Here is a 21,955-nt window from a genome sequence, read left to right on the forward strand (position 1 = left end):
TCCCAATTTAGAGCTTTTCTCTCTTTCATTTATCTTTATTGCAAGAATCGTGCCAGTTTATTTTTTGACTCTTCGAAGCTTGATTAAAAGGCGGTCACGCTCATTGAGTTTTTCAGATACAGAACACTCATCGTAAGGATAAATGCCCTGTCCTGTTTTTGTTCCCAGCTTGTTTTCGCGGACCAGATCACGAATCACTTCTGGTGCTCCAGTACTCTGGTCTAACTCGCGGGCTACATTTTCGAATACACTCTGCCATGTATCAAGTCCGCCAAAGTCAGCAATTTCAATGGGTCCGGTAAATGCCCAGCGAAACCCCGGCCCCGCTGTAATGGCGGTATCAATATCTCGGGCGGTGGCTGCACCTTCTTTTAATAGATAAAAAGCTTCACGCATAAGAGCCGTTTGCAGGCGATTTGCTATAAAACCGGATATTTCTTTTTTCAAAAGAATAGGCTCTTTCCCAATTCTCCTGATTAAACTTACGATCTCTTCGACGACTTCCACCTTTGTTTCCCGATGCCGGACGATCTCAACCAACGGAACAATATGAGCCGGATTAAAGAAATGCGTAATGATCATTCGGTCGGCAAATGAAGCTTTCTCCATTAGCCGGGAAATAGGAAAAGTAGACGTATTGGAAGCAACAATGGTATCCGGCTTCATCAAAGCTTCTAACTTCTGAAACAGCCCCCATTTCAGCTCGATTTTTTCTGGAATGGCTTCTATAATGAAATCCGCTTCTCTGGCTGCTTCATCTAAATGAACCGAATACGAAATATTAGCCAGGGCGGTTTGCACACTTTCTTCATTCAATTCCCCTTCATCAAGGAGAATGGATAGATTTTCAATCATTCGGCCCTTTGCTTTTACTAAAAATTCTTCCTTGATATCGTTCACGATGACGGAATAGCCGTTTACGGCAAAGGATAGGGCAATGTTGCTCCCCATCACCCCTGAGCCAATGATGGTAATCCTTTCGATCATGCTGTTCACCTCTCTTTTTCTCTGGATTCACTCTATTAATTGCAAGTTTCATGCCAACTTTCGAACCGTTTATCAATCAGCATTCACGAGCAAAACATTCCGAAAAGGCGGAAAATTCCACTTTTGCGGAAAGCGCTTTCAAATAAAATTCCGAAAAGACGGAAAATTCTTTATGCATCGGCCGCCTCCATTCAAAAAATATTTTTTGAGTACCTGTCCTTTTGCCTCCTTCATTTGTATATAGAAGGTGAAAGGAGGTGATAAACATGGCAGCAGCAAACTTGTATGAAACAAAGCTTCGCATGACTTTTGAAACAGGAATGGATGAAAAAGGCAAGCCGATTTATAAAGCCAAAACGTTAAACAATATTAAAAAGGAGGCCACAACAGACCAGCTTTTTCAAGTAGCCCAAGCTCTTAGCGCTTTATCCAATGATTCTCTATTCAAGATTGATCGCAATGATACGACAGACATTACAGCCTAATCTGGGTAATGTTTGATTCTAAATAAGGAGGTGAATCTAATGGCGAAAACATTGGAATTGCAATTTGTAACGGAGAACGGAAAAGTGGCAAAGATTACGCTTGATAATCCAAAGGAACCAATTGACCAAGCAGCGGTCAAGCAATCGATGGACCAAATTATTGCAGCTGGCGCCTTCAATACCATCAACGGCGGCTTTGTTTCCTCACAAGGTGCACGCGTCGTCGAACGCAACGTAACAGATTACGAGATTGTTTAATCATTCGCTAGAAAAAGGGTCGGTTTCTTCATGAATCCGGCTCTTTTTTCTAAAGTGACAAAATGGAGGAATTCTACATTTTTGACGAAGGATTCTACATCTTCGGCAAGGGTTTCTACATCTTTAAATCAAGATCCTACATCTTTGCGCTTGGATTCTACACGCTCGAGTCATGATTCTACATTTGGCCAGTAAATGATCAAAATGAAAAGGAGGTGACAACCTTGGAGCAGCTTATTCCGATCATCAGTGAGGTAGGATTTCCGATTGTGGTAACACTTTACTTGCTTTACCGAATTGAGGCCAAGCTTGATTTAGTCGTTCAATCCATTCAAAGCCTTCCTGACCGATTGAGGGAAAGAACGTAGAAAAAAACCACCGTCTTCGTCTAAGATAGGCTCCTATCTTAATGAATACGGTGGTTACTTTTTAAAAAACCAGCTGCTGCTTGGCCTTTCACGTGGTGTTAAGTTAATAATGAAATACCCAATAATCAAAACTAAAATGGCAAGTGAGTACAAAAGGGTATTTAGCGGATGATCGTGATCAACAATAATAATTCTTACAAGCGCTGTAATGCCAATGTAAATAAAATAACGAATCGGAAAATGATACTCTTCTTTAAAATATTTGACGATCATCGTAATAAACTCAAAATACAAAAAGAAAATAAGAATATTCGTAAGAAAAAGCTTATAATCATCACTGCCCTTTACGATCAAAATCTGACTGAAAATGATTAATTCTTTGATGAGTAAAATAGAGAGAATAATCGCCAAAAAAACGAGAGCAACATTCAATAGTATTTGCAGTACCTTTGGAATTAGATGTGAAACATAGGTTAAATCTTCTTTCATCCTTCCCATAAAAAACCTCCTAACTTACCATCCATTTTACCATAACAAATACCCCACATTTTTCATTTACACAAATTTAAAAAAAGCATCATTATGAATGCCCATTTTTACTATTTCTGTGTATAATATGTCAAAAACCTGAAACATTTTATCTATACTAAAGTAAAGAAATTTGGCATATAATGATTACAATACCAAAAAAGAAAACGATTCCTTAGCGGAGGTATCTAACATGATAAATCAATGGCTGATTGGCAGCATCATAGTGCTTGGGATTACCATTAGAATCGTTTATATATTAGTTCATCGCCATTTAGACAAAAAACTCGCAGCAGAAAATACGAATCGCATCACACTTTAAGAAAAGGCAACGACACCTTTTCTTTTTATTTTTTTGAAAATGAACTTTAGCTGATTCATTGAGACTTTCTTCATTTGTCCACTCTTGCTACTCATTTGCCAGTTTCATTAAATATTGATGACTCTGAATCATTTCGACTGCATCTGTTTGGTCTTTCAGAGTAATTTCATAGATATATGGTCTCGTCATTAAAAATGGAAGGATCGGCTTCCATTCGATTTTTCCAGTACCCACTGTTAAGCTATCGTGTTTTTGGCCTTCACTATCGACAACATGAAAATATTGAATATATGAATGTAATTTTTTGATTTGCTCAAGCAATAACACGTTGTTGCCCTTGAATGATATAAAAGCATGGCTAATATCATACGTCAGCGGTAATTCTAATGGCTCAATAAAGTCCTCAAACCAATTAGGATTTTCAGCTGTAAATAGACCCACAATGGAGTTCTCCCAAAGAAAGGCGTCCCTCCCGTAAGCTAAAATTCCGCTTATTTCATGAAAAAGTTTATCCCGATTTTCAGGAGTAATGGCAGAAGAATCCGTCGGCAAGTAATGGGGGTGGATTACACACTTGACCGAATGAGTTAAACAAATTTCCGCTAGTATCCTCGAAGATAAATGGTAGAAAAGATAATCCTCCTGCTGTTCGTGGATGATATTTAAAAATCTTCCATTATATTTTGCCGGATGATGCAAAAACACCTCACATCCAAGTGTTTTCAACATCGAAATCGTTGCTTCCAGTTGTCTTCTTTTTTGACCAAACAAATCCTCATCAACTAAATGAAGTTCAATTATTTCAGGACGATATTTTAAGCGGTCATACAGCTGTTCAGGATGGTACGAGCATTTCAAACCTAACTTAAGCAAACAATCACCACTTTCTAAAACACGCTGGCAGAATTTTCTTCATTATATCAAATAAATCAACTGGTTGCCTGTAACTGGGATCCCTTGTATAGCTCTCACTTGATTTAGAAAGTTTCCGAATTATTAATGGTATATTTGCCCATACTATAGTGACAACGAATAAAGGATGATTTCTGTGATCTATATTTATAATGATTATGGTGGTACACATACTACTTCAATGGCCGCTGCTTATCATTTAAAACAGTTGCCACAATCGGAACAGAAATTGACGACGGAACAGATTTTAAATGTAAAATACTTTAATAAATTAACACACGCTGATTTTGGGAAGCTGATTTTCCATGGCATTGATGATGACGGGAACCCTGTTTATACAATTGGGAGAAAAAGGCACAAGCTGGTGGTACCTGCCCTTCAGGAGTTGGTCTTGGTGCTGCAAGAAAGGTTTGAGTTTGATGAAAGAGTGATTTTTTCAAATACCTCACCAACTGTCCCGCTAGCGATGACCTTGGGGGGCTTTTTTGCACGAGGCATCCACATTAACTCGATTGGGGTGCCATTATTGGTCATGGGGGCCAAGAAATGCTGTGACAATATATTCCGCTTAGTCGAACATACAAAACATATCGCCAAAACCTCCTCCCAAAATGAAAGAGTGATTGTCTTGAATAATGAATTATTTTAATAAAGAAAGTCCGTTAAGCATAGTACTTAACGGACTCTTTTATTGATTAATGATTTTCAGGGGTACTGATTCCAAAGCTAGTATTGGACTTAAACAATACTTCTTCAAAGCTGCCACGCTCTGCTTTCTTCTTCGATGCTAGTATAGTACCAATAATGGCGCCTAGAAAGCCAAGTGGAACTGTAAAAATAGTCGGATTTGCTAACGTAAAAATAGGATCTCCCGTTAAAATCGCTGCACCTGGCTTTGGATTCCAAACATTTGGACTTAATAACACAAGGATAACGGAACTGATTAGTCCAACTAGCATTCCGGTAATCGCACCTGTCGCATTAAAACGTTTCCAATAGATCGTAAGTAACATTACTGGCAGGTTGGCACTTGCTGCAATACCTAAGGCCAAGACGGATAAAAAGGCAACATTTAAGTTTTTAGCAACAAGGGCAAGCAGGATCGAAGCGACCGCAACAACGATCGAAGAAATACGAGCCACTGTCATTTGCTGTTTCTCGGTGATTTTTCCTTTTTTGATAATATGTCCATAAATATCATGCGCAAAGGCCGAAGCCGATGTTAACACAAGAGCCGATACAACCGCAAGAATCGTGGCGAATGCAACTGCCGAAATAAAGGCAAATAAGAAATCACCGCCGACCGATAAAGCTAGCATTGGTGCTGCCATATTTCCAGCAGGATTCGCCGCTACGATTTTATCCCAGCCTACAAACACCGTAGCGCCAAATCCTAAGAAAACAACCATTAAGAAAAAGGCACCGATAAACCAAGTTGAGTAAACCACAGATTTTCTGGCTGTAACTGCATCTTTAACGGTGAAAAAGCGAATAAGTAAATGTGGTAAGCCTGCTACTCCGAGGACAAGCGACAAATTAAGTGAAATCATATCTAATCCATTTTGATACTTATTTCCCGGGCTTGCGAGCTTGTCGCCAAATGGGCTGGCATGCTTAATTTCCTGGAACATCTGAATAATGCTAAAATCAAACTTTGCAAAAACTAAAAAAGTCAAAACAAAAGATCCGCCTAGCAATAGAACTGCCTTGATAATTTGCACCCAGCTTGTTGCGGTCATTCCTCCAAAGATAACATAGATCGTCATTAATACACCCACAATGACAACAGCTAGCGAGTAATTGATTCCCAGCATTAAACTAATGAGGCCGCCGCCGCCTACCAGCTGGGCAATCATATAGAAGAGTGAGATAACAAGGGTATTTGCTGCAGCTGTTCCACGTACCTTGTTTGATTTGAAACGGGATGTAATCATATCAGCAAGTGTGTATTTTCCTAAGTTACGCATTGGTTCCGCTACTAAATACAGCAAAAAGAGAAAGCCTAAAAGGTTTCCGATACTCATATAAAAACCGTCAAAACCTACTAAAGAAATCGCACCGGTGATTCCCAAAAACGAAGCTGCCGACATAAAATCCCCGGCTACTGCCATGCCATTTTGTGAGGCAGTTAGCCCTCCGCCAGCTGTGTAAAAATCGCTAGTACTTTTTGTTCTTTTTGAAGAAAGATATGTGATCACAAGAGTTAAGGCTATGATGGCAATAAAAAGGATAATCGAGAGGAAACTCATTAATAAAGCTCCTTTCTGTACTTTTGTAAAATGGATTTCGCCAAATTATCATACTTTTCTGACTTTTTAATATAGATAAATCCTAAAATCCAGACCAGCAGGAACTGTAAGCCAGCAAATACCCAAGCACCTGTTATAGACCCAATCACTTCTGTGTGAAGTACTTTTGTATAAGCAGCTAACAACGGTAAGGCAAAATAAAAGATTAAGAAAAAGATTGTTGTAGGAATGATAAATGCCTTTTTACTTCTTAGTAATCCTTTAAATTCATCCGTTTGAACCAATTGTTCATAAGGTATTTCTTTTTGGCTATTTTGTTCAGATTTTACTTGAAGGTGAATTTGTTGTCCCATAAAACATCTCCTCGTTTTATAACGTATATTTAACTTACACTTTAATACGATATATTTATTTTTGACATATTATTAACCACAATAAATTGTAAACCCTAACAATTCCTCCTTCAACTCCAAATTATCAAACATTTTTACTACGATGCAAGTGATATCCGTTATGTCTTAATGAATATAGCATACAAAAAAATCCATGTAAACAATATTTTTAATCTTTTGAATTCTTTATTTTTCAGATAGATCTAATGTAATTGTGCTCCCCTGAAAAGGATCAACAAAGCATTTTTGACGATAAACCAGATCATTCTGTGCTCGAAATTCTCCACCAAACCTTGTTGATGTTTTTGCATAATAATTTTTCACGATAACCTTTATGACATAAATTTCTAAAACAACACCATACTAAAAAGGTATGTAATGATGTGAGGTGGAACTTATGGACAATGTATTTGATTATGAGGATATCCAATTAGTGCCGGCAAAATGTATCGTTGAAACCAGATCTGAATGTGATACGAGCGTAAGCCTTGGCAAGCACCGATTTCGGCTACCAGTGGTACCAGCCAATATGCAGACAATTATCGATGAAAAGATCTCTATCTTTCTAGCAGAAAATGGCTATTTTTATATCATGCACCGTTTTGAACCGGAAAAGCGGATTGATTTTATTAGGGATATGAATGCTCGTGGCTTATTCACATCGATTAGTGTTGGTGTAAAAGATGAAGAATACAATTTTATTAAGAGGCTGGCAGAAGAGCATCTTACACCAGACTATATTACGATAGATATTGCCCATGGCCATTCCAATTCGGTAATTAGGATGATTCAGCATATTAAAGCCCACTTACCAGATAGCTTTGTGATTGCTGGAAATGTTGGCACCCCCGAAGCCGTAAGGGAATTGGAGCATGCAGGTGCCGATGCCACGAAAGTTGGAATCGGGCCTGGAAAAGTATGCATCACAAAAATCAAAACGGGATTTGGAACCGGCGGCTGGCAATTAGCTGCCTTAAGGTGGTGCGCAAAGGCTGCAAGCAAGCCAGTGATCGCCGACGGGGGTATTCGCACGCATGGCGATATTGCTAAATCCGTCCGCTTTGGCGCCAGAATGGTCATGATTGGTTCATTGTTTGCCGGTCATGAAGAATCGCCAGGGGAAACGGTTGAAAAGGATGGGAAACTTTTTAAAGAATATTTCGGTTCCGCATCCGAGTTTCAAAAAGGCGAGCGGCGGAACGTGGAAGGCAAAAAAATGTTTGTCCAATATAAAGGTTCTTTAAAACATACACTGATCGAAATGGAGCAAGATCTCCAATCTTCGATTTCATATGCTGGAGGAAACAAGCTTGAAGCGATCCGCAATGTGGATTATGTTATTGTGAAAAACTCGATCTTTAATGGAGACAGACTTTACGAAGCCTATTAAAAAAGGCGTGCTGGCAGCACGTCTTCTACTTTTTCACTGTTCCGCTGAAATCGATAAATGGAGTTGCACCGCCTGTTACGCTTGGCATGTGTCCATCCCATTTATCCAAGGCTTTTTCCTGGACTTCTATTTGCTTTAATTGAATTAGCTCCGGTGTAACTTCCTGCTTTTTCAGCCTTAAGCTTTCTGCCTCTGCACTCGCCTGGGTGATTTGCTGCTGTGCTTCAATTTTGATTCTGTCCAAATCTCTTTGGGCTTTTAAAGCATTTTGTTCGGCTGTTTGTTTGGACTCAATCGCTTTATTGAATTCATCACTAAAAGCGAATTCTTTAATGTTGATATCCTCCAGTTTCATATAATACTTGGATAATTTTTTGCCAAGCATATCCTTCACTTGCGCTGATACTTCCGGACGTTTTGAAATTAATTCTTCCGCAGTATACTGAGCCGTTACAGCTTTCAAAGATTCAGCAACCGCAGGGTCAACGATTCTGGAGCGATAATCAAGCCCGATATCTTGATAAAGTTTATTTACCGCCTCTGGATCAACGGAATAGTTAACGGCCACCTTTGTGGTGACAATCTGGAGATCCTTTGACGCAGCAGATTGCGAGCTCTCTTCTTTTTGGACCCGAACCTCAATCGGCTGGACAGTCTGCAGAAATGGGATCTTAAAATGCAGCCCCTCTGAAAGGATTGTTGGTTTAACTGCACCTAGCTGCAGAAGGACTCCTCTATATCCAGATGCCACCGTGGTCACCGACGAAAAAACAAGAATTAACACAACAACTGCAATCAAGGTGCCAAAAATTGTTTTTGTATATTTCATTGTTCCTGCTCCCCCTTTTACATAAAAAAGCAGATTTTTACAACAATGTATGAATGATTCTTCTAGTTAGAACATAATTTTGTCATATATTACAAGACTAATATACCATAACTTTACCAAATTTTTCTATCAGAAAAACACTTTGGAATGGCGGCATGAGTGAATAAATGCTTCAAAAAGCTTCATGTTTTTTTCTTCTTTTTGAAAAATAAATTTCGGATGCCACTGGACAGCTAGTACAAACCTTTTTCCCGGCATCGTAACAGCCTCGATTAACCCATCCTCCGCTGTTGCTGCACATGCAAGCGGTTCAGCCAAATCTTTAATTCCTTGATGATGGTAACTATTAACCTTAATCGATTCCTCTTTTAAAATAGTAAAAAGCGGGCTATTCTTTTCAATCGTAACCATATGAACAGGCTGGTCATACGGCGGCGTTTGCTTATGTAGGATTTGTTTTTCGCTCTGGAATTGTGAAGGAAGATCTTGATAAAGAGTACCGCCCAATAAGGCATTGAACAATTGAATTCCTCGGCAAATACCAAATATCGGTCTATCCAAGGCAACTGCTCTTTCAAACAGAATTGCTTCCATCAGATCCCGTTCTTCACAAGGTCTTCCGCACACAGGTTCTGCTTGTTCTCCATACAGTTTAGGATTCACATCATGTCCTCCTGTAAAAAGAAAACCATCGAACGTTTCGGCCAAAGTCAGAATGGTTTCTTTATCTGTCGAGAGCGGCAGCATGACTGGAATTCCGCCAGCCTCTTCGATTCCTTTCATATAACCGGGAAGCATCCAATAGCTTTCCTTTGTTTCGTCATATAAAGGCAAAACGCCAATCATCGGTTTATGCATTCTACTATTCCCCCAAAAATATGTTGTTCTATTTGTTATGATTCTATCACCTTTTCTAGGCTCACGGGGATGATTAGATGAGAAAAAGAATCCAATTCGCTTTTCCGAATCAGACTCTAAAATTCACTCCTTTACATGACGGAAAAAAGACAAATGGATGAGATGAAACCATAAGAGAATGGGATAAACAATTGCTGAAGCTAAATAGGTCCATCCATTGTGATAAAAAAACCCTGCCTTTATCGCAGTCCACTCGTAAAACAAACAAAATGCGTCCCAAAAAATGATATACATTATTTTTTTAATAAAAGGTTTTCTCTCTGGATAAAAGTTAAGGAAGAGTATACCTGAGGCGGGAAATAACCCGGCAATTGCTAAAAAGCTTTTCAATTGAATTCCCTTTTTAAAATACCCATATAGATCTAATTTTAAGTCAAAAATTGTATCCAAACTTATCCCCAATAAAAAAGAAAATAAAGCGGTAGCGTAAATTTCCTTTCCACTAATATGCTTGGGGGTAAAGTATACAACGATATTAAAAATGATGACAGAAATAACTAAGTAAACCATAACGTTCTCCCATATTTTTTAATAAAGAAATCATCCCAATCTACATTTTTATATAGTAGTATATCCATTAAAAAAGAGACTCAATCCCTAGGACTGAATCTCTCTAAATTTTTTTATAAACCGTTAATAAGATTCAAAAGGAACAACATCTATTCATTCATCAATTTACGAAAAATATAATAGATCATACCGCTCGCCATTACAAGTAACCCAAGAAATGCACTAACATAAATACCGTTAATTCCCATTTTCTCACCTCTAACTAGATTAGTGTAATATATTCAACTTATTTATATCGCTATTATAATTGGTTTATTTTGTATCTAAAGGGAGAGATTCGAAGTTTCATAGACTGTTCAAAAAAGTTTGAACACTTCATGAATATAAGAAAATGAACACAAAAAATAAAAAAAGTTGGTCCCTGCAGACCGGCAGAGAACCAACTTTCAAATTTTTTCGTATTAACTTGCCCTTAATGTCCATTATAAGGTCTGCGATTCCTCTAGCTTAAATCCTTCCACTAGAACCTCTTCGTCAACCTCTAACAAGAGGCACCTTTTTCCTTGGAATGTAATATATTTTACATTTTTTAGATCTTGTGGTTCGATGATGACATTGGCGATCTTTGTCTCGATCTTGATTGTTTTTGGGATTAAACTGCTTGCTTTAAATTCATGTTTTTCGTCGGTTACCACAGATTTGAAGGCATGCTCCACTTTTGCAGGCTCGACATTTTCGACGCCGCTGGCCGTTAAAATCCGTTCGATGTCACGATGATCCAACATCGGTGGTTCACTTTCTTCATTTTCGGTACTCTCCTGTACCATCTTATCGAGTTCCTCATAGACATTTGAAATAACCCTGGAATCTACCTCGTCCCCGATTACTTCTTTTAAAATAAAGTCAAAGCAGTCCTTATCCTCCTGTGCAGTAATGATCTCTTCACAATTGAGGACCTCTTCAATAAAGGTGAAATCCGGTTGATTAGCCTTTCCCGCACAATAAAGAAGATGATTTACATCTGCTGCGTTATCATTAAAAGCCGGGAATAAAAATCCTGATAGAGGAGAATCCAAATTAATAATCGGATCAACCGCAGTATTCGGCTTGAATTCTTTTTCAACATAATCAAACAGCATCGCTTTTTTCGGCTGATCGGTTTTATTGAGACTGCAAAGAACGAATCCGCTGGAATAGGTTGCGTCATCGCCGCCTTCTTCAGAGTCCTGGTCCCGTTTTCGGGTTGGCTTTCGGTATTCTCCGCGAATAAATGTTACGACTGTATCAAATTCGTACACCGAATGAGCAAACATTTTTCCAACGATGTAAAGCATGTGTTCTTTCCAATCATCCGTCGTGTCTGCATGTAAGCCATTAAAGAGGATGGCCTGTGTACTCTCTTCCACATCCCGTTTGAATTTCAGCTCAAACAATTTGGCATCAAGATGACCGGTTAAAACCTTTCTAAAGTTTGCCAAAAATAATTCTTGTGATTCTTGCTCTAACATTTGCAGCGGCTGACTGACATGATGGTAAATCTCACCCGATTCTTTCTTCACATACACATTGAAGATTTCGTGAATCTTCATATAATTGTTATTTAATTTAAATTGCTTGCGGATATTTGCTATATCTTTTTTGTTCATTTGTTTCAACTCCCATTCCTGATTATACTGTTCCGACAATAAAATAGTAATACTTGAAATTTTTTCAATTTGAGTAACTGGGACAATATTGAAGTTCTTCTGGACATACAGGATAAAAATTGTGTACAATGTTTACAGAATTATCAAAATAAACAGAAAATAATGAGGGGGTTACATATGAACAAGAAAAAAGTCACAGGGATTATGGCTTCGCTTTTGCTTTTCGCTGGGGTTATGGCTGGTTGCAGTTCTTCCAAGAGCACTAGTACTGGAGGCAGCAGCGATTCTTCGACCATAAAAATAGGAGCAAACCTTGAATTATCAGGTGGAACTGCTTCGTTCGGTCAATCAGTTGCTGAAGGTCTTCAATTGGCATTAGATGAAATCAATAAAAACGGGGTAAATGGCAAGAAATTGGAATTAGTGAAAGTCGACAATAAATCAGATGCAGCTGAGGCCACAAACGGGGCAATTAAATTAGTCAGCCAGGATAAAGTTGCTGCGATGATCGGTTCTGCAACCAGTACAAACACACTGGCCCAAGTTCAAATCGCCGATGATAATAAAATTCCATTATTAACTCCTACTGCAACCAATCCGACTGTAACCGTCAAAGGCGGCAAAGTAAACGATTATGTATTCCGTGCCTGCTTTATTGATCCATTCCAAGGTACTGTTGCAGCGAACTTTGCTTCTAAGACATTAAAAGTAAAAAACGCTGCTGTTCTAACTGATACTGCGAGTGACTATTCAAAAGGTCTAGCAGATGCTTTTAAAACAGCCTTTAAGAAAAATGGTGGAACGATTGTTTCCGAAGAGGCGTATGTAGCAAAAGACACCGATTTCCATGCAACACTTACGCGGATTAAATCTCAGCATCCTGATTTTGTGTTCCTGCCAGGATATTATGAAGAAGTGGGGCTAATTATTAAGCAGGCCCGTGAAATTGGCTTAAATGTTCCGTTTATGGGCGGAGATGGCTGGGATTCGCCTAAGCTTGCTGAAATTGCAGGGGCTGCTCCATTAAATAATACCTATATCACCAATCACTATTCTTCGGGTGACTCCGATCCGAAGGTGCAAAAGTTTGTAAAAGCCTTCCAGGATAAGTACAGTGGAAAATCGCCTGACGCCTTTGCTGCACTCGGATATGATTCCGGTTATTTTATCGCAGATGCAATCAAACGGCAGGTTCAAGCAACCCGCAAAAAATTCAAAAGGCCCTTGCTGAAACGAAAAGTCTTGCGCTCGTTTCCGGAAATGTCACGCTCGATAAGAACCATGACCCAATTAAATCGGCGGTTATTCTGGAATACAAAGACGGCAAGCAAACATTTAACTCTAAAGTAAACCCGTAAGACTTGTTAAAAACGACTGTCCACATGCGGACAGTCGTTTTTAAGGCTGTTGAGGAAGACCACCATATTACGGACGGAAAGGCTTATGAAATTAGGAAAACTGTCCGTAAGAACGCTGATTACGGACAAAATCGCTTGTAGAACAGGATAAACTGTCAGTAATCACTCATCCTGAAAAATTTTAACATTATCTTTTAGAATCGAATTATTTTCTATTCCGATACAAATCACGCGTCTTGTATCCTTCGCCAAGGATCATTTTCATCTCGTCGCGGCGTTTTTGTTTGGTCGCTTCTTGTTTGGCACTGTAAACAAAACGGGCCCAATCTTTCTTGTATCCTGGAGTTAAGGATTGATAGAAAGCCAAGACATAGGGTGTATCCTGCAAATCCCGCTCAACATCTGGAATCAATGCTTCATATTCATCTACACATTGACTCGCTCTAGTAGAGGTTTGCGTTTTACCTGGCGAATCCTCCTTGAGGCCAACTACCGTAAACACCTCATCTAAGCCCACCATCCGCGAAAATTTGATATTGCTCGTCCCAACATAGCCTTTGTCATCCGCACCGATCCCACTCAAAAGGTCATCACGGTGAATAAAGGTTGGATAGACTTTGTTCCCTTTCTTTGGATAAGCAAAAAAAAGATAGCCACCTTTGTTTAAGGTATTTTTTTCAATAATTTTATAAAGGACTTCCTTTAATGAATCCAGATCTAGCACAAAAGCAAAGATTAGATCATAGGTGCTTTGGATTAGCCCTGTATCATACTCCTCTAACCCCGTTAAATAATCTGAACCCTCTGGTACATTTAACACAGCCTTTTTTCCATGTTTTTGTAAATTTAATTTTTCAACGATTGTTTTAGCCATCTTTATCCACCTGTACGAATTATTCTACTTTTAGTGTAAAAGTTCCTTTTGCATTTAGCAACATGTTCTGCGTAAAGTGGTACAGCTATTTTGCTATTCTATTTCAGATCCTATTAAACTAATACTGCTTTTTTTTCTAAAAAGGATGTTTGCCCCAGTCGGTCAAATATTGCTTGTGCTTCCTTAAACATAGCGGTAATCATTTCTTCTACTGTCGTAATTTCATGGCACAATCCGCTGATTTGCCCAGCCATAACGGAGCCTTGGTCTGTATCTCCATCGAACACGGCCTTCTTTAGTGAACCTAATGTGATTTTTTCTAATTCCTCACGAGATGCTTTTTCATTTTCGAGTCTGATAAATTCCGTAATCATGCTATTTTTTATGCTTCGTACCGGCGCTCCAAGAGTGCGGCCAGTGACAGTTGTACTTGTGTCATCAGCGTCAATAACGGCCCTCTTAAAGTTTTCATGTGCAGGACATTCAACAGTTGCCAGGAATCGGGTTCCTACTTGAACACCCTGTGCGCCTAAGGCAAAGGCAGCGGCGATTCCGCGGCCCTCTGCAATTCCCCCCGCTCCGATGACTGGGATGGAAACGGCACTTACCACTTGAGGAAGCAAGGCCATCGTCGTGATTTCCCCAACATGGCCGCCCGCTTCCGTCCCTTCAGCAACAATGGCATCCACACCTAACGCTTCCATTTTCTTAGCAATTTTTACAGAGGGGACAACCGGAATCACAATCATTCCATTTTCTTTAAAGGTTTGCATGTAAGGCGCTGGTGTTCCTGCCCCAGTTGTCACAATCTTAACGCCTTCTTCAATCATGACCTCAATCAGTTCGGGGATGTTTTTCATCATTAACATCAGGTTAACCGCAAATGGTTTATTGGTGATTTTTTGGGTTTTGCGAATTTCTTCTCGAAGCTGCTCAGCAGTAAGGCCGCCTGATGCAATGATTCCTAATCCACCAGCATTCGAAACAGCCCCTACTAAAGGCGAGAAAGCGATATGCGCCATAGCCCCTTGAAAAATCGGATATTTAATGCCCAGTAATTGTGTAATACTCATGTGAACCTCCAATGGTGAATTTATCTTTAAGATGATTGTATAGTAAGTATGTTAACATTTTCACATATTCTTTTTACTTTAGTGAATGTATTTATGACGATATCGTGGATTATTGGAGTCTTTTTGGACTTATTATCGGGGGCTGCCGTTTTCCTTCTTCGGACCGAATTAGTTAGACTTCTATTCGTTCCACTTCTCTGTTTCTTTATCGGAGATCTGGGATGATTAGCTCTTATTCTTTCCACTTCTCCTCCTCTTTCTCTGAGTTCTGGAATGATTAGCTCATATACGTTCCACTTCTCTGTCTCTTTGCCTGAGTTCTGGAATGATTAACCTCCCTGCTATTTTCCTTAATTACGGGCACACATAGAAAAAGGACTTTGAAAAGTCCTTTCTTTTACCTTAATTAAACCTACTCATATAATTGATAATTGCTTCAGGATTACCTAATTCGGCTGCCTTGTTAATTAGTTCACAAGCTTCTTCAACCCTTTGCAGTTCTTCAAGTAAGAGTCCATAATGGAACATCGAGGGGGCATATAGATGATCAACGGCAAACTGGAAGAACTTTTCGGCTTTTTTAATATCGGGTGTAATGACGTCATATCCGAGATGATAGATTCTGCCCAATAGATCTAATGCTTCATTTACCCCTTGATTTGCGGATTGACCTAGCCAATAAATAGCTTGTTTAACGTCAAAATCTACACCTTGACCTTTAAAATACATGAATCCAAGATAGTATTCAGCAAGAGCATGTTCCTGTTCAGCCGCTGCGGAATAGTACTCGAATGCTTTTGTATAATTCTTTGAAATTTGTAGCTGTTTGTTCCCAAAATAATAAAGCTTTCCTAGTTCATACTCCGCTTTTGCAAACCCATTATTCGCCGATTGAAATAGACTTTCTAAGCCTTGCGCGTATCTTTCTTCCTTATGTAATTTTTTGTACTCATTGAATAACTCCTCGGCATTATTTGGCACTACTAGCTCCCTATTAAGTTCTGTTTCTACCATTTTCAATGAAGGTCCCTCCTAAAGTTTTTGTAGATTTACCTCTATTATTAGCGCGGACTCTGTAAAATGGTAGGAATACTTTTCTGCAATAAATAACAAAATTCATTATATTTTTTATACTCATATATTCGAAGTTTCCACTACCCTCATATTGATATTTTGCTATAAGTAATAGTTATCTAGATATAGCGTTAATATATTAAAAAGAACGGCGTAAAAAGGCCAAAAACCAGATGTGTATTTTTGGGTATAATTTGCTTATTACTGTCGATATTTGAGGACAAAATTAATTTCAATGAATCCGCTTTCATTTGATAGAATCAGTTTATCGTTAGTTAGGGGCGGATGAGGATGAATAATGAATTACGTGAACTCATTGAACAGTTACGAAAAAAAATGGTTACTGTTGGCATGTCAGAAGGTTTTACATCTGAGGAAACGATAAAACTTAGCAAAAGGCTTGACTATTTAATCAATCTTCAAATGAAAAAGGTACCTGCATGATACCTTACAAAAAAGATGTTTGCGCCCCTCGGAATGGGAACCAGCAAACATCTTTTTTTAACTCTAGTAAAGGATCATGTTAAAATTCATACGATTGTATTGTACCTTTCACTTCAGAATTGCCATAAATGATATTAGAATAAGAAGGAAAAAATAATGTACAAAACAATTCTTTGAATGAAGAGAACTTGTGCAATTAGGTTTTTATATGAAGGAGATTTTAATCATGTCAGATAACCATCACCATGGTCACGAACATGACCATGATCACGAGGATGTATTCCACTCCCACGCTCCAATTGGAAAAATGAAATTAGCTTTTTTCCTCACATTAATCATTCTTATAGTTGAATTAATCGGAGGATTCATTTCCCATAGCTTGGCACTTCTTTCCGATGCAGGACATGTTGTAACAGACATTGCAGCAATAGGATTGGCATGGTATGCCATGCACCAATCACAAAAACCAGCATCCGAAAAATTCACTTATGGGTATCACCGTTCGGGTATTTTGGCAGCGTTTGTTAATGCAATGGCTTTAATTGTCATCGCCGTTGTGATTCTGTATGAAGCTATTGACCGTTTTAAAAATCCTGAGCCAGTGGGAAGCACCTGGATGTTCATTAGTGCCTCTGTTGGCTTAGTTATGAACCTCTATTTAGGCTTAGGCTTAAATAAGGAAGATAATATCAATGTAAAAAGTGCTGTACTTCATATGATTGGGGATGCGTTGGCTTCAGCTGGAGTTATTGTCGGAGGAATTATTATTTTATTAACTGGTTGGTATATCGTTGACCCAATTCTTAGTGTGCTGATTGCTATCTTGATAGCCTTTGGTGCATGGAAGATTGTAAAACAAACCATAAGCATTTTAATGGAGGGTACTCCTAGAGGCATTTCCTTGGAGGAAATAATAGCGGAAATCCGTTCAAATAATGGGGTCCTTAATGTACACGACCTGCATGTTTGGAGCATCACTAGTGGTAAAAATGCTTTATCCTGCCACGTTGTTTTAAACAATCAAATCAGCTTCCAAGAGAGCCAGGTTATATTGAGAGAGATTGAACACAAACTACAACATTTAGGAATTGGCCACGCTACAATCCAAATGGAAAATGAACAACATCCTCACGATGAATCTGCGGTTTGCTCGCGGGAAAATAAACATGAGCATGAACACCATCACTAATCTAATTCAAACTACAGAAAAAGCACCCAATCGGGTGCCTTCGTTACATACATTTCTTTACAATATAGATTAATTGTTTGGAGCTCGGGATGAAATAGGATCCACCGTCATTTCGATGGATAAAGGTTTCGATTCTACTTTTCACTAAATAGCGCGAGGACGCATCCTCATTTGGAAAACTAGAAGTATCCTCACATAACACAAATGCATTTTCCTTGTGGGTAACGATACTGGCAATTTCCTCGGACGTATAAATCGTTCCTTTTTCTAAATCATTCAGTTCGTTTTCAATGTATCCCATTGCTCATTTCCTCCCTTTTTGCCTAAAAATTCGACCAAGGAAGGAAAATTTCCTGCATAAAAAATCTGACAAATTTATTAATAATTTGCGGTGATCAGCTCTTACTTTTCCACACCTATGATTCCTTTAATTTCTCTGATTTGTTCAATATGACGCTGCTCATGCATATATAATAATTCAATCCACTGGTCCAGAGGTATTTTCCCAAAAATAGGGTGCCTTGCATATTTTTCCGTTAATATGGAGCTATCTTTAATTGTACTTAGTACAGCCAACAAATCTTTTCTTGACTCACTTAACCGTTCAATCACCTGCTGTACTTCAATCTGTTCTGAATTTGGTATGACAATTTCAGGAGCATCAATTTTTTGCTTTCGATCCATGACAAAGCTAAGATCTTTCCGCTCAATTTTTTGATCTTCTTTTTTTAGCCCATAAACAATTGCCTTTGTAAAAGCTATTTCCACTAAAATTAAATGATCACATACTTGAGCAGCACTCCAGTTGTTCTGATCTGGTTTTTTGTTAAATTCATCAATACGAAATGGCCGAATTTCATTTAGCAATCTGTTTCTTGTCTCCAAAAGATTATCTTTAAATTGATTCATAGAATCCCCCTTTTAGAAAAAAAGCCGATATGCTTTCACGATAATTCCATCCCCTTCAGGTTCAAAATCCAGTTGAGGTAAACGTTCAAAACCAAGGTGTCCATATAATCTCCTTGCACCGTCCATAAATTCTCCTGTATGCAAACCAATCGAACGGAACCCTTTCTCTTTGGAGCGCTCGATACATTCAGATATAAGCTTGGTAGCTGCCCCTTTGCCACGGGCTTCCGGTGCAACAGCTAGCATTCTGATTTCTGGATATTCCAACTCCTCCACTTGCCCGCCATATGCGTCAATTTTTGCTGGAAACAAGGACACACTGCCTGCAATTTTTCCATCCAACATCGCAACAATCTGTTCAACACCAGGCTGTACATCCGTGTCTGACAAAAGCATCTGTTTTAGAGCGAGCCAATGTCCTTCTGGAATTCTCTTAGCATGTTCTTCGTACGCAAGAACTCTTTTTTCTCGTATTATAGCTAGTTCATCATCATGAGCATCACGAATGATCATTCCTTAACCCCCAACTCAATGTATTAAAAATTTTTCTTCCTTATGACTCAAACTTTCACGGTTATGCGGGGAATGAAGTCCTGACATGTCCGGGCCTTTCGGCAGAATGTTTTGACCCTTTTGGTCATCTGCTGCAATGTGGTGTGATAAATGGTAGTGTTTTTTAATCGCATCGAAATCAGTCGTATCCCCAAAACCTGTTGTTTGGTATAAATCTTTTAGGTAGCCCCATAAATTTGGAAAGTCCACAATTCGGTTCCGATTGGCTTTGAAGGCTGAATAATAAGCGACATCGAAGCGGATTAACGTAGCGTATAACCTTACATCAGAGTCTGTAATATAATCCCCGAATAAAAATCGTTGATTGGCCAAGCGTCCCTCTAATTCATCCAATCTTGCAAATAGCTTGTCATACGCTAGTTCATAGACTTCTTGAGAGCGGGCAAATCCACATTTATATACGCCATTGTTTACATCATGAAAAATCGTATCGTTTAATCGGTCAATTTCCTGCCTTAGCGATTCAGGATAAAGGCTCGGAGCATTTTCTTTATAAAACGGCGACCAAACCGTTTCCAGATAGTTTGTTAGTTTGAAATAATCATTATTAACCACTTTTTGTTCCACTACATCTACTATTACTGGAACAGTGGGCCTGCCACTATAATTGGCTTCCGTTTTTTTGTAAATTTCGCTTAAATAACGAATTCCTAAAACGGGGTCAACCCCATCGGGATCTAAGGAAAATTCCCAATCAACATGCGGGAGCTTTGGGCGCATTGGACTTGCTGTGCCTAAACTGATGATATTCTCTAATCCCAGGACTCTACGGACAATGACTGAACGATGTGCCCAGGGACAAACTGCTGACCATAATAGCCTGTACCTTCCAGCTTCAATTGGAAGTTCACCTGGATTCGTTCCAAACGGAATTGTAAAGCGGTTCGTTTGGCGCTTAAAAGAACCATCCGCTGCAATTTCCTGAATATGTTGGGACATGGATCTTCACCCTCTCACTTTTTTATAAATCTATTAAAATTTGGCCTTTTTCATTCCTTAGCCCTATTCATTCCACTTCTCTCGACTTTCCACCAAGCACGGGAACGATTAGCTCATATTGGTTCCACTTTTCCGACTTTCCATCGAGAACAGGAACGATTAGCTCTTATTCGTTCCACTTCTCCCGTCTTTCCACTGAGCACAGGAACAAATAGCTCTTTATTGTTCTATGTTTCTATATCTACCAACATTCTTATATAACCCGTGCCACAACCTCCGCAAATCTCGATATCGCTTCTCTGATCAATTCTTTTTCCAAATGGGCATACGTAAACCGAACATATCCGTTCGGAGCGCCATAGACACTTCCAGGCATAAACAATACTTTGTTTTTGATGGCCTCATCTACTAGTTTATGGTCATCCACTTTCCCCTTGATTTTGCACCAGATGTGCAGTCCCCCATTCGGGACCGTAAATTCTACTTTTTCCCCGAGCATTTCATGTAAAGCTGTCGCCATTACATCTCTCCGCTCCATCAATTCGCCGCGCAGAAAGGAAATATGCTTTGAATACTCATCTGATAGTAAAAACTGATTGGCGATCAGCTGTGGAAAAATGCTTAGGCCAAAGTCGATCTGCTGGCGGGCATCCGCCAAACGATTAATAACCGATTGTGGGCCAATAATCCAGCCGATCCGCAAACTCGAAGCAATCACCTTGGAGAGCGAACCTACATACAGCACGTTACCACTCCGATCATATGCTTTAATCGGAGGGTGGTTCTCCCCATTAAAGGACAGCAAACTGACCGGGTCATCTTCGACAATCGGAATCCCAAGTTCTGCAGAAATCTCTAAGACTTTTTTTCTGCGAGCCTCGGGAAGAACAGTGCCCGTCGGACTTTGGTAAGTTGGATTTAAAAAAATCATTCGAATTTGGTGTTTCCGATGCAATGCCTCAATATCATTAGGGTTAACCCCATACTCGTCCATCGGCAGCCCGAAAATACGCAGGCCCGCTGATTGAAACAATGGCAGGGAATAACAATAAGAAGGCGCTTCGATGGCAACCGCATCACCTGGATTAAGCAAGCATTGGGTAATCAAATGAATGGCTTGCTGGGCCCCTGATGTTATTAAAATTGATGAGCTGGTAGTTTGGATATTGTGATAGTTTTTCACATAGTCACCAAGAGTCTCACGCAATGGAAGATGCCCCTGTGGATGCACATAACCCAGATTACTGGGAAACGTTTGTTCAGCGAACGATGCTTGTAAAAAATGTGCAGGGAATAAGTCTGCAGATAGTTCTCCGCTCGACATATTCAACCCGTCTTGCATCTGCTTCGCCTCTTCACGAATTCGGCGGATTAATGGATATGTAGGTAAAAATGATCCTCCCTCAATATATTTCCGCCAATTGGTCACACCTTTCGGAAGGATCCCCCATTTATGTGTACTCACACGAGTGCCGCTGCCTTTTTTTCTTTCCACTAACCCGGACGCTTGGAGTTCATCGTACACATGAACAATCGTCATCCGATTGACGTCTAATCGCTCAGCCAATTTCCGTTCGGACGGTAATACGCTACCAGGCGGAAATTCGCCGTATGAAATTTTTTCTTCAATAATTTCAAATATTTGCTGATAGAGAGGTTTACTCGCCTGGCGATCAATTTTCCACTCCATGATTGGTCCACCTCAGGTCTTTTTAAAAATTGGATTAG

Annotated in this window: 25 protein-coding genes and 1 pseudogene; 9 read left to right on the forward strand and 17 right to left on the reverse strand. The window is 39.3% G+C overall.

Going from position 1 to position 21,955, the window contains the following annotated elements:
* Positions 1 to 57 precede the first annotated feature (57 nt).
* Positions 58 to 987, reverse strand: coding sequence for a 3-hydroxyacyl-CoA dehydrogenase family protein (locus tag RCG17_RS09805; protein ID WP_308174988.1), 930 nt, complete (start codon positions 985 to 987; stop codon positions 58 to 60).
* Between the two features lie 266 nt (positions 988 to 1,253).
* On the opposite strand from RCG17_RS09805, the gene RCG17_RS09810 reads away from it, so the two are divergent.
* The 3 genes from RCG17_RS09810 (at position 1,254) to RCG17_RS09820 (ending at position 2,098) form a co-directional block, all read left to right on the forward strand.
* Positions 1,254 to 1,472: a DUF1659 domain-containing protein gene (locus RCG17_RS09810; protein ID WP_308174989.1), complete on the forward strand. Its 219-nt coding sequence runs from the start codon at positions 1,254 to 1,256 to the stop codon at positions 1,470 to 1,472.
* Positions 1,473 to 1,511: 39 nt separating this feature from the next.
* Positions 1,512 to 1,730 (forward strand): DUF2922 domain-containing protein, encoded by a 219-nt coding sequence (locus tag RCG17_RS09815; protein WP_308174990.1) that lies wholly within the window; start codon positions 1,512 to 1,514, stop codon positions 1,728 to 1,730.
* A gap of 224 nt (positions 1,731 to 1,954) precedes the next feature.
* Positions 1,955 to 2,098, forward strand: a complete 144-nt coding sequence (locus RCG17_RS09820) for a YvrJ family protein (RefSeq protein ID WP_308174991.1) — start codon at positions 1,955 to 1,957, stop codon at positions 2,096 to 2,098.
* Between the two features lie 54 nt (positions 2,099 to 2,152).
* Here RCG17_RS09820 and psiE read toward each other — a convergent pair whose 3' ends face one another.
* Positions 2,153 to 2,596: a phosphate-starvation-inducible protein PsiE gene (psiE, locus tag RCG17_RS09825; RefSeq protein WP_308174992.1), complete on the reverse strand. Its 444-nt coding sequence runs from the start codon at positions 2,594 to 2,596 to the stop codon at positions 2,153 to 2,155.
* A 223-nt stretch (positions 2,597 to 2,819) separates the two neighbouring features.
* Here psiE and RCG17_RS09830 point away from each other — a divergent pair, with 223 nt between their 5' ends.
* Positions 2,820 to 2,948, forward strand: a complete 129-nt coding sequence (locus tag RCG17_RS09830; RefSeq protein WP_308174993.1) for a hypothetical protein — start codon at positions 2,820 to 2,822, stop codon at positions 2,946 to 2,948.
* 87 nt (positions 2,949 to 3,035) lie between these two features.
* Here the strand turns inward: RCG17_RS09830 and RCG17_RS09835 are convergent, their stop codons facing one another.
* Positions 3,036 to 3,821 (reverse strand): sugar phosphate isomerase/epimerase family protein, encoded by a 786-nt coding sequence (locus RCG17_RS09835; RefSeq protein ID WP_308174994.1) that lies wholly within the window; start codon positions 3,819 to 3,821, stop codon positions 3,036 to 3,038.
* A gap of 175 nt (positions 3,822 to 3,996) precedes the next feature.
* On the opposite strand from RCG17_RS09835, the gene RCG17_RS09840 reads away from it, so the two are divergent.
* A complete protein-coding gene (locus tag RCG17_RS09840) occupies positions 3,997 to 4,509 on the forward strand; it encodes a DUF3189 family protein (RefSeq protein ID WP_308174995.1) in 513 nt (170 codons plus the stop codon).
* Positions 4,510 to 4,555: 46 nt separating this feature from the next.
* Here the strand turns inward: RCG17_RS09840 and RCG17_RS09845 are convergent, their stop codons facing one another.
* Both RCG17_RS09845 and RCG17_RS09850 read right to left on the reverse strand, forming a co-directional pair.
* A complete protein-coding gene (locus RCG17_RS09845) occupies positions 4,556 to 6,109 on the reverse strand; it encodes a solute symporter family protein (RefSeq protein WP_308174996.1) in 1,554 nt (517 codons plus the stop codon).
* Positions 6,109 to 6,462: a DUF485 domain-containing protein gene (locus tag RCG17_RS09850; protein ID WP_308174997.1), complete on the reverse strand. Its 354-nt coding sequence runs from the start codon at positions 6,460 to 6,462 to the stop codon at positions 6,109 to 6,111. The genes RCG17_RS09845 and RCG17_RS09850 overlap by 1 nt, the downstream gene beginning before the upstream one ends.
* A gap of 436 nt (positions 6,463 to 6,898) precedes the next feature.
* Between RCG17_RS09850 and guaC the strand changes: the two genes are divergently transcribed.
* Positions 6,899 to 7,891: a GMP reductase gene (gene guaC, locus RCG17_RS09855; protein WP_308174998.1), complete on the forward strand. Its 993-nt coding sequence runs from the start codon at positions 6,899 to 6,901 to the stop codon at positions 7,889 to 7,891.
* A gap of 25 nt (positions 7,892 to 7,916) precedes the next feature.
* Here the strand turns inward: guaC and RCG17_RS09860 are convergent, their stop codons facing one another.
* The 4 genes from RCG17_RS09860 to RCG17_RS09875 all read right to left on the reverse strand — a co-directional run bounded on the left by RCG17_RS09860 (position 7,917) and on the right by RCG17_RS09875 (position 11,794).
* Positions 7,917 to 8,720, reverse strand: coding sequence for a prohibitin family protein (locus tag RCG17_RS09860; protein WP_308174999.1), 804 nt, complete (start codon positions 8,718 to 8,720; stop codon positions 7,917 to 7,919).
* A gap of 129 nt (positions 8,721 to 8,849) precedes the next feature.
* On the reverse strand, positions 8,850 to 9,578 hold the full coding sequence (locus tag RCG17_RS09865) for a gamma-glutamyl-gamma-aminobutyrate hydrolase family protein (protein ID WP_308175000.1): 729 nt from the start codon (positions 9,576 to 9,578) through the stop codon (positions 8,850 to 8,852).
* A 123-nt stretch (positions 9,579 to 9,701) separates the two neighbouring features.
* Positions 9,702 to 10,148 carry a CBO0543 family protein gene (locus RCG17_RS09870; protein ID WP_308175001.1) on the reverse strand — a complete coding sequence of 149 codons (447 nt, stop codon included), beginning with the start codon at positions 10,146 to 10,148 and terminating at the stop codon, positions 9,702 to 9,704.
* A 482-nt stretch (positions 10,149 to 10,630) separates the two neighbouring features.
* Positions 10,631 to 11,794, reverse strand: a complete 1,164-nt coding sequence (locus RCG17_RS09875; protein WP_308175002.1) for a DUF4317 domain-containing protein — start codon at positions 11,792 to 11,794, stop codon at positions 10,631 to 10,633.
* A 177-nt stretch (positions 11,795 to 11,971) separates the two neighbouring features.
* Between RCG17_RS09875 and RCG17_RS09880 the strand changes: the two are divergent.
* Positions 11,972 to 13,152: pseudogene (locus RCG17_RS09880) on the forward strand (ABC transporter substrate-binding protein).
* Between the two features lie 205 nt (positions 13,153 to 13,357).
* Here the strand turns inward: RCG17_RS09880 and RCG17_RS09885 are convergent.
* The 3 genes from RCG17_RS09885 to RCG17_RS09895 form a co-directional block, all read right to left on the reverse strand.
* On the reverse strand, positions 13,358 to 14,026 hold the full coding sequence (locus tag RCG17_RS09885; RefSeq protein ID WP_308175003.1) for a YdeI/OmpD-associated family protein: 669 nt from the start codon (positions 14,024 to 14,026) through the stop codon (positions 13,358 to 13,360).
* A 113-nt stretch (positions 14,027 to 14,139) separates the two neighbouring features.
* On the reverse strand, positions 14,140 to 15,099 hold the full coding sequence (locus tag RCG17_RS09890) for a DUF561 domain-containing protein (protein ID WP_308175004.1): 960 nt from the start codon (positions 15,097 to 15,099) through the stop codon (positions 14,140 to 14,142).
* Between the two features lie 402 nt (positions 15,100 to 15,501).
* Positions 15,502 to 16,113 (reverse strand): tetratricopeptide repeat protein, encoded by a 612-nt coding sequence (locus tag RCG17_RS09895; RefSeq protein WP_308175806.1) that lies wholly within the window; start codon positions 16,111 to 16,113, stop codon positions 15,502 to 15,504.
* A 351-nt stretch (positions 16,114 to 16,464) separates the two neighbouring features.
* On the opposite strand from RCG17_RS09895, the gene RCG17_RS09900 reads away from it, so the two are divergent.
* Both RCG17_RS09900 and RCG17_RS09905 read left to right on the forward strand, forming a co-directional pair.
* On the forward strand, positions 16,465 to 16,617 hold the full coding sequence (locus RCG17_RS09900; RefSeq protein ID WP_308175005.1) for an aspartyl-phosphate phosphatase Spo0E family protein: 153 nt from the start codon (positions 16,465 to 16,467) through the stop codon (positions 16,615 to 16,617).
* A gap of 226 nt (positions 16,618 to 16,843) precedes the next feature.
* Positions 16,844 to 17,806, forward strand: coding sequence for a cation diffusion facilitator family transporter (locus tag RCG17_RS09905; protein WP_308175006.1), 963 nt, complete (start codon positions 16,844 to 16,846; stop codon positions 17,804 to 17,806).
* A 43-nt stretch (positions 17,807 to 17,849) separates the two neighbouring features.
* Here the strand turns inward: RCG17_RS09905 and RCG17_RS09910 are convergent, their stop codons facing one another.
* From RCG17_RS09910 to RCG17_RS09930, 5 genes are all read right to left on the reverse strand, one after another.
* Positions 17,850 to 18,107, reverse strand: coding sequence for a hypothetical protein (locus RCG17_RS09910; protein WP_308175007.1), 258 nt, complete (start codon positions 18,105 to 18,107; stop codon positions 17,850 to 17,852).
* A gap of 101 nt (positions 18,108 to 18,208) precedes the next feature.
* Positions 18,209 to 18,715, reverse strand: a complete 507-nt coding sequence (locus RCG17_RS09915; RefSeq protein ID WP_308175008.1) for a DinB family protein — start codon at positions 18,713 to 18,715, stop codon at positions 18,209 to 18,211.
* Positions 18,716 to 18,727: 12 nt separating this feature from the next.
* Entirely contained in the window at positions 18,728 to 19,228 is a 501-nt protein-coding gene (locus tag RCG17_RS09920) for a GNAT family N-acetyltransferase (protein ID WP_308175009.1), read from the reverse strand.
* Between the two features lie 15 nt (positions 19,229 to 19,243).
* A complete protein-coding gene (locus RCG17_RS09925) occupies positions 19,244 to 20,227 on the reverse strand; it encodes a glutathione S-transferase family protein (RefSeq protein WP_308175010.1) in 984 nt (327 codons plus the stop codon).
* A 253-nt stretch (positions 20,228 to 20,480) separates the two neighbouring features.
* Positions 20,481 to 21,917 carry a MocR-like pyridoxine biosynthesis transcription factor PdxR gene (locus RCG17_RS09930; protein ID WP_308175011.1) on the reverse strand — a complete coding sequence of 479 codons (1,437 nt, stop codon included), beginning with the start codon at positions 21,915 to 21,917 and terminating at the stop codon, positions 20,481 to 20,483.
* Between the last annotated feature and the right edge of the window lie 38 nt (positions 21,918 to 21,955).

Origin of the sequence: Neobacillus sp. PS3-12 (assembly GCF_030915385.1) — a bacterium.
Lineage (GTDB): Bacteria > Bacillota > Bacilli > Bacillales > Cytobacillaceae > JAEVLT01.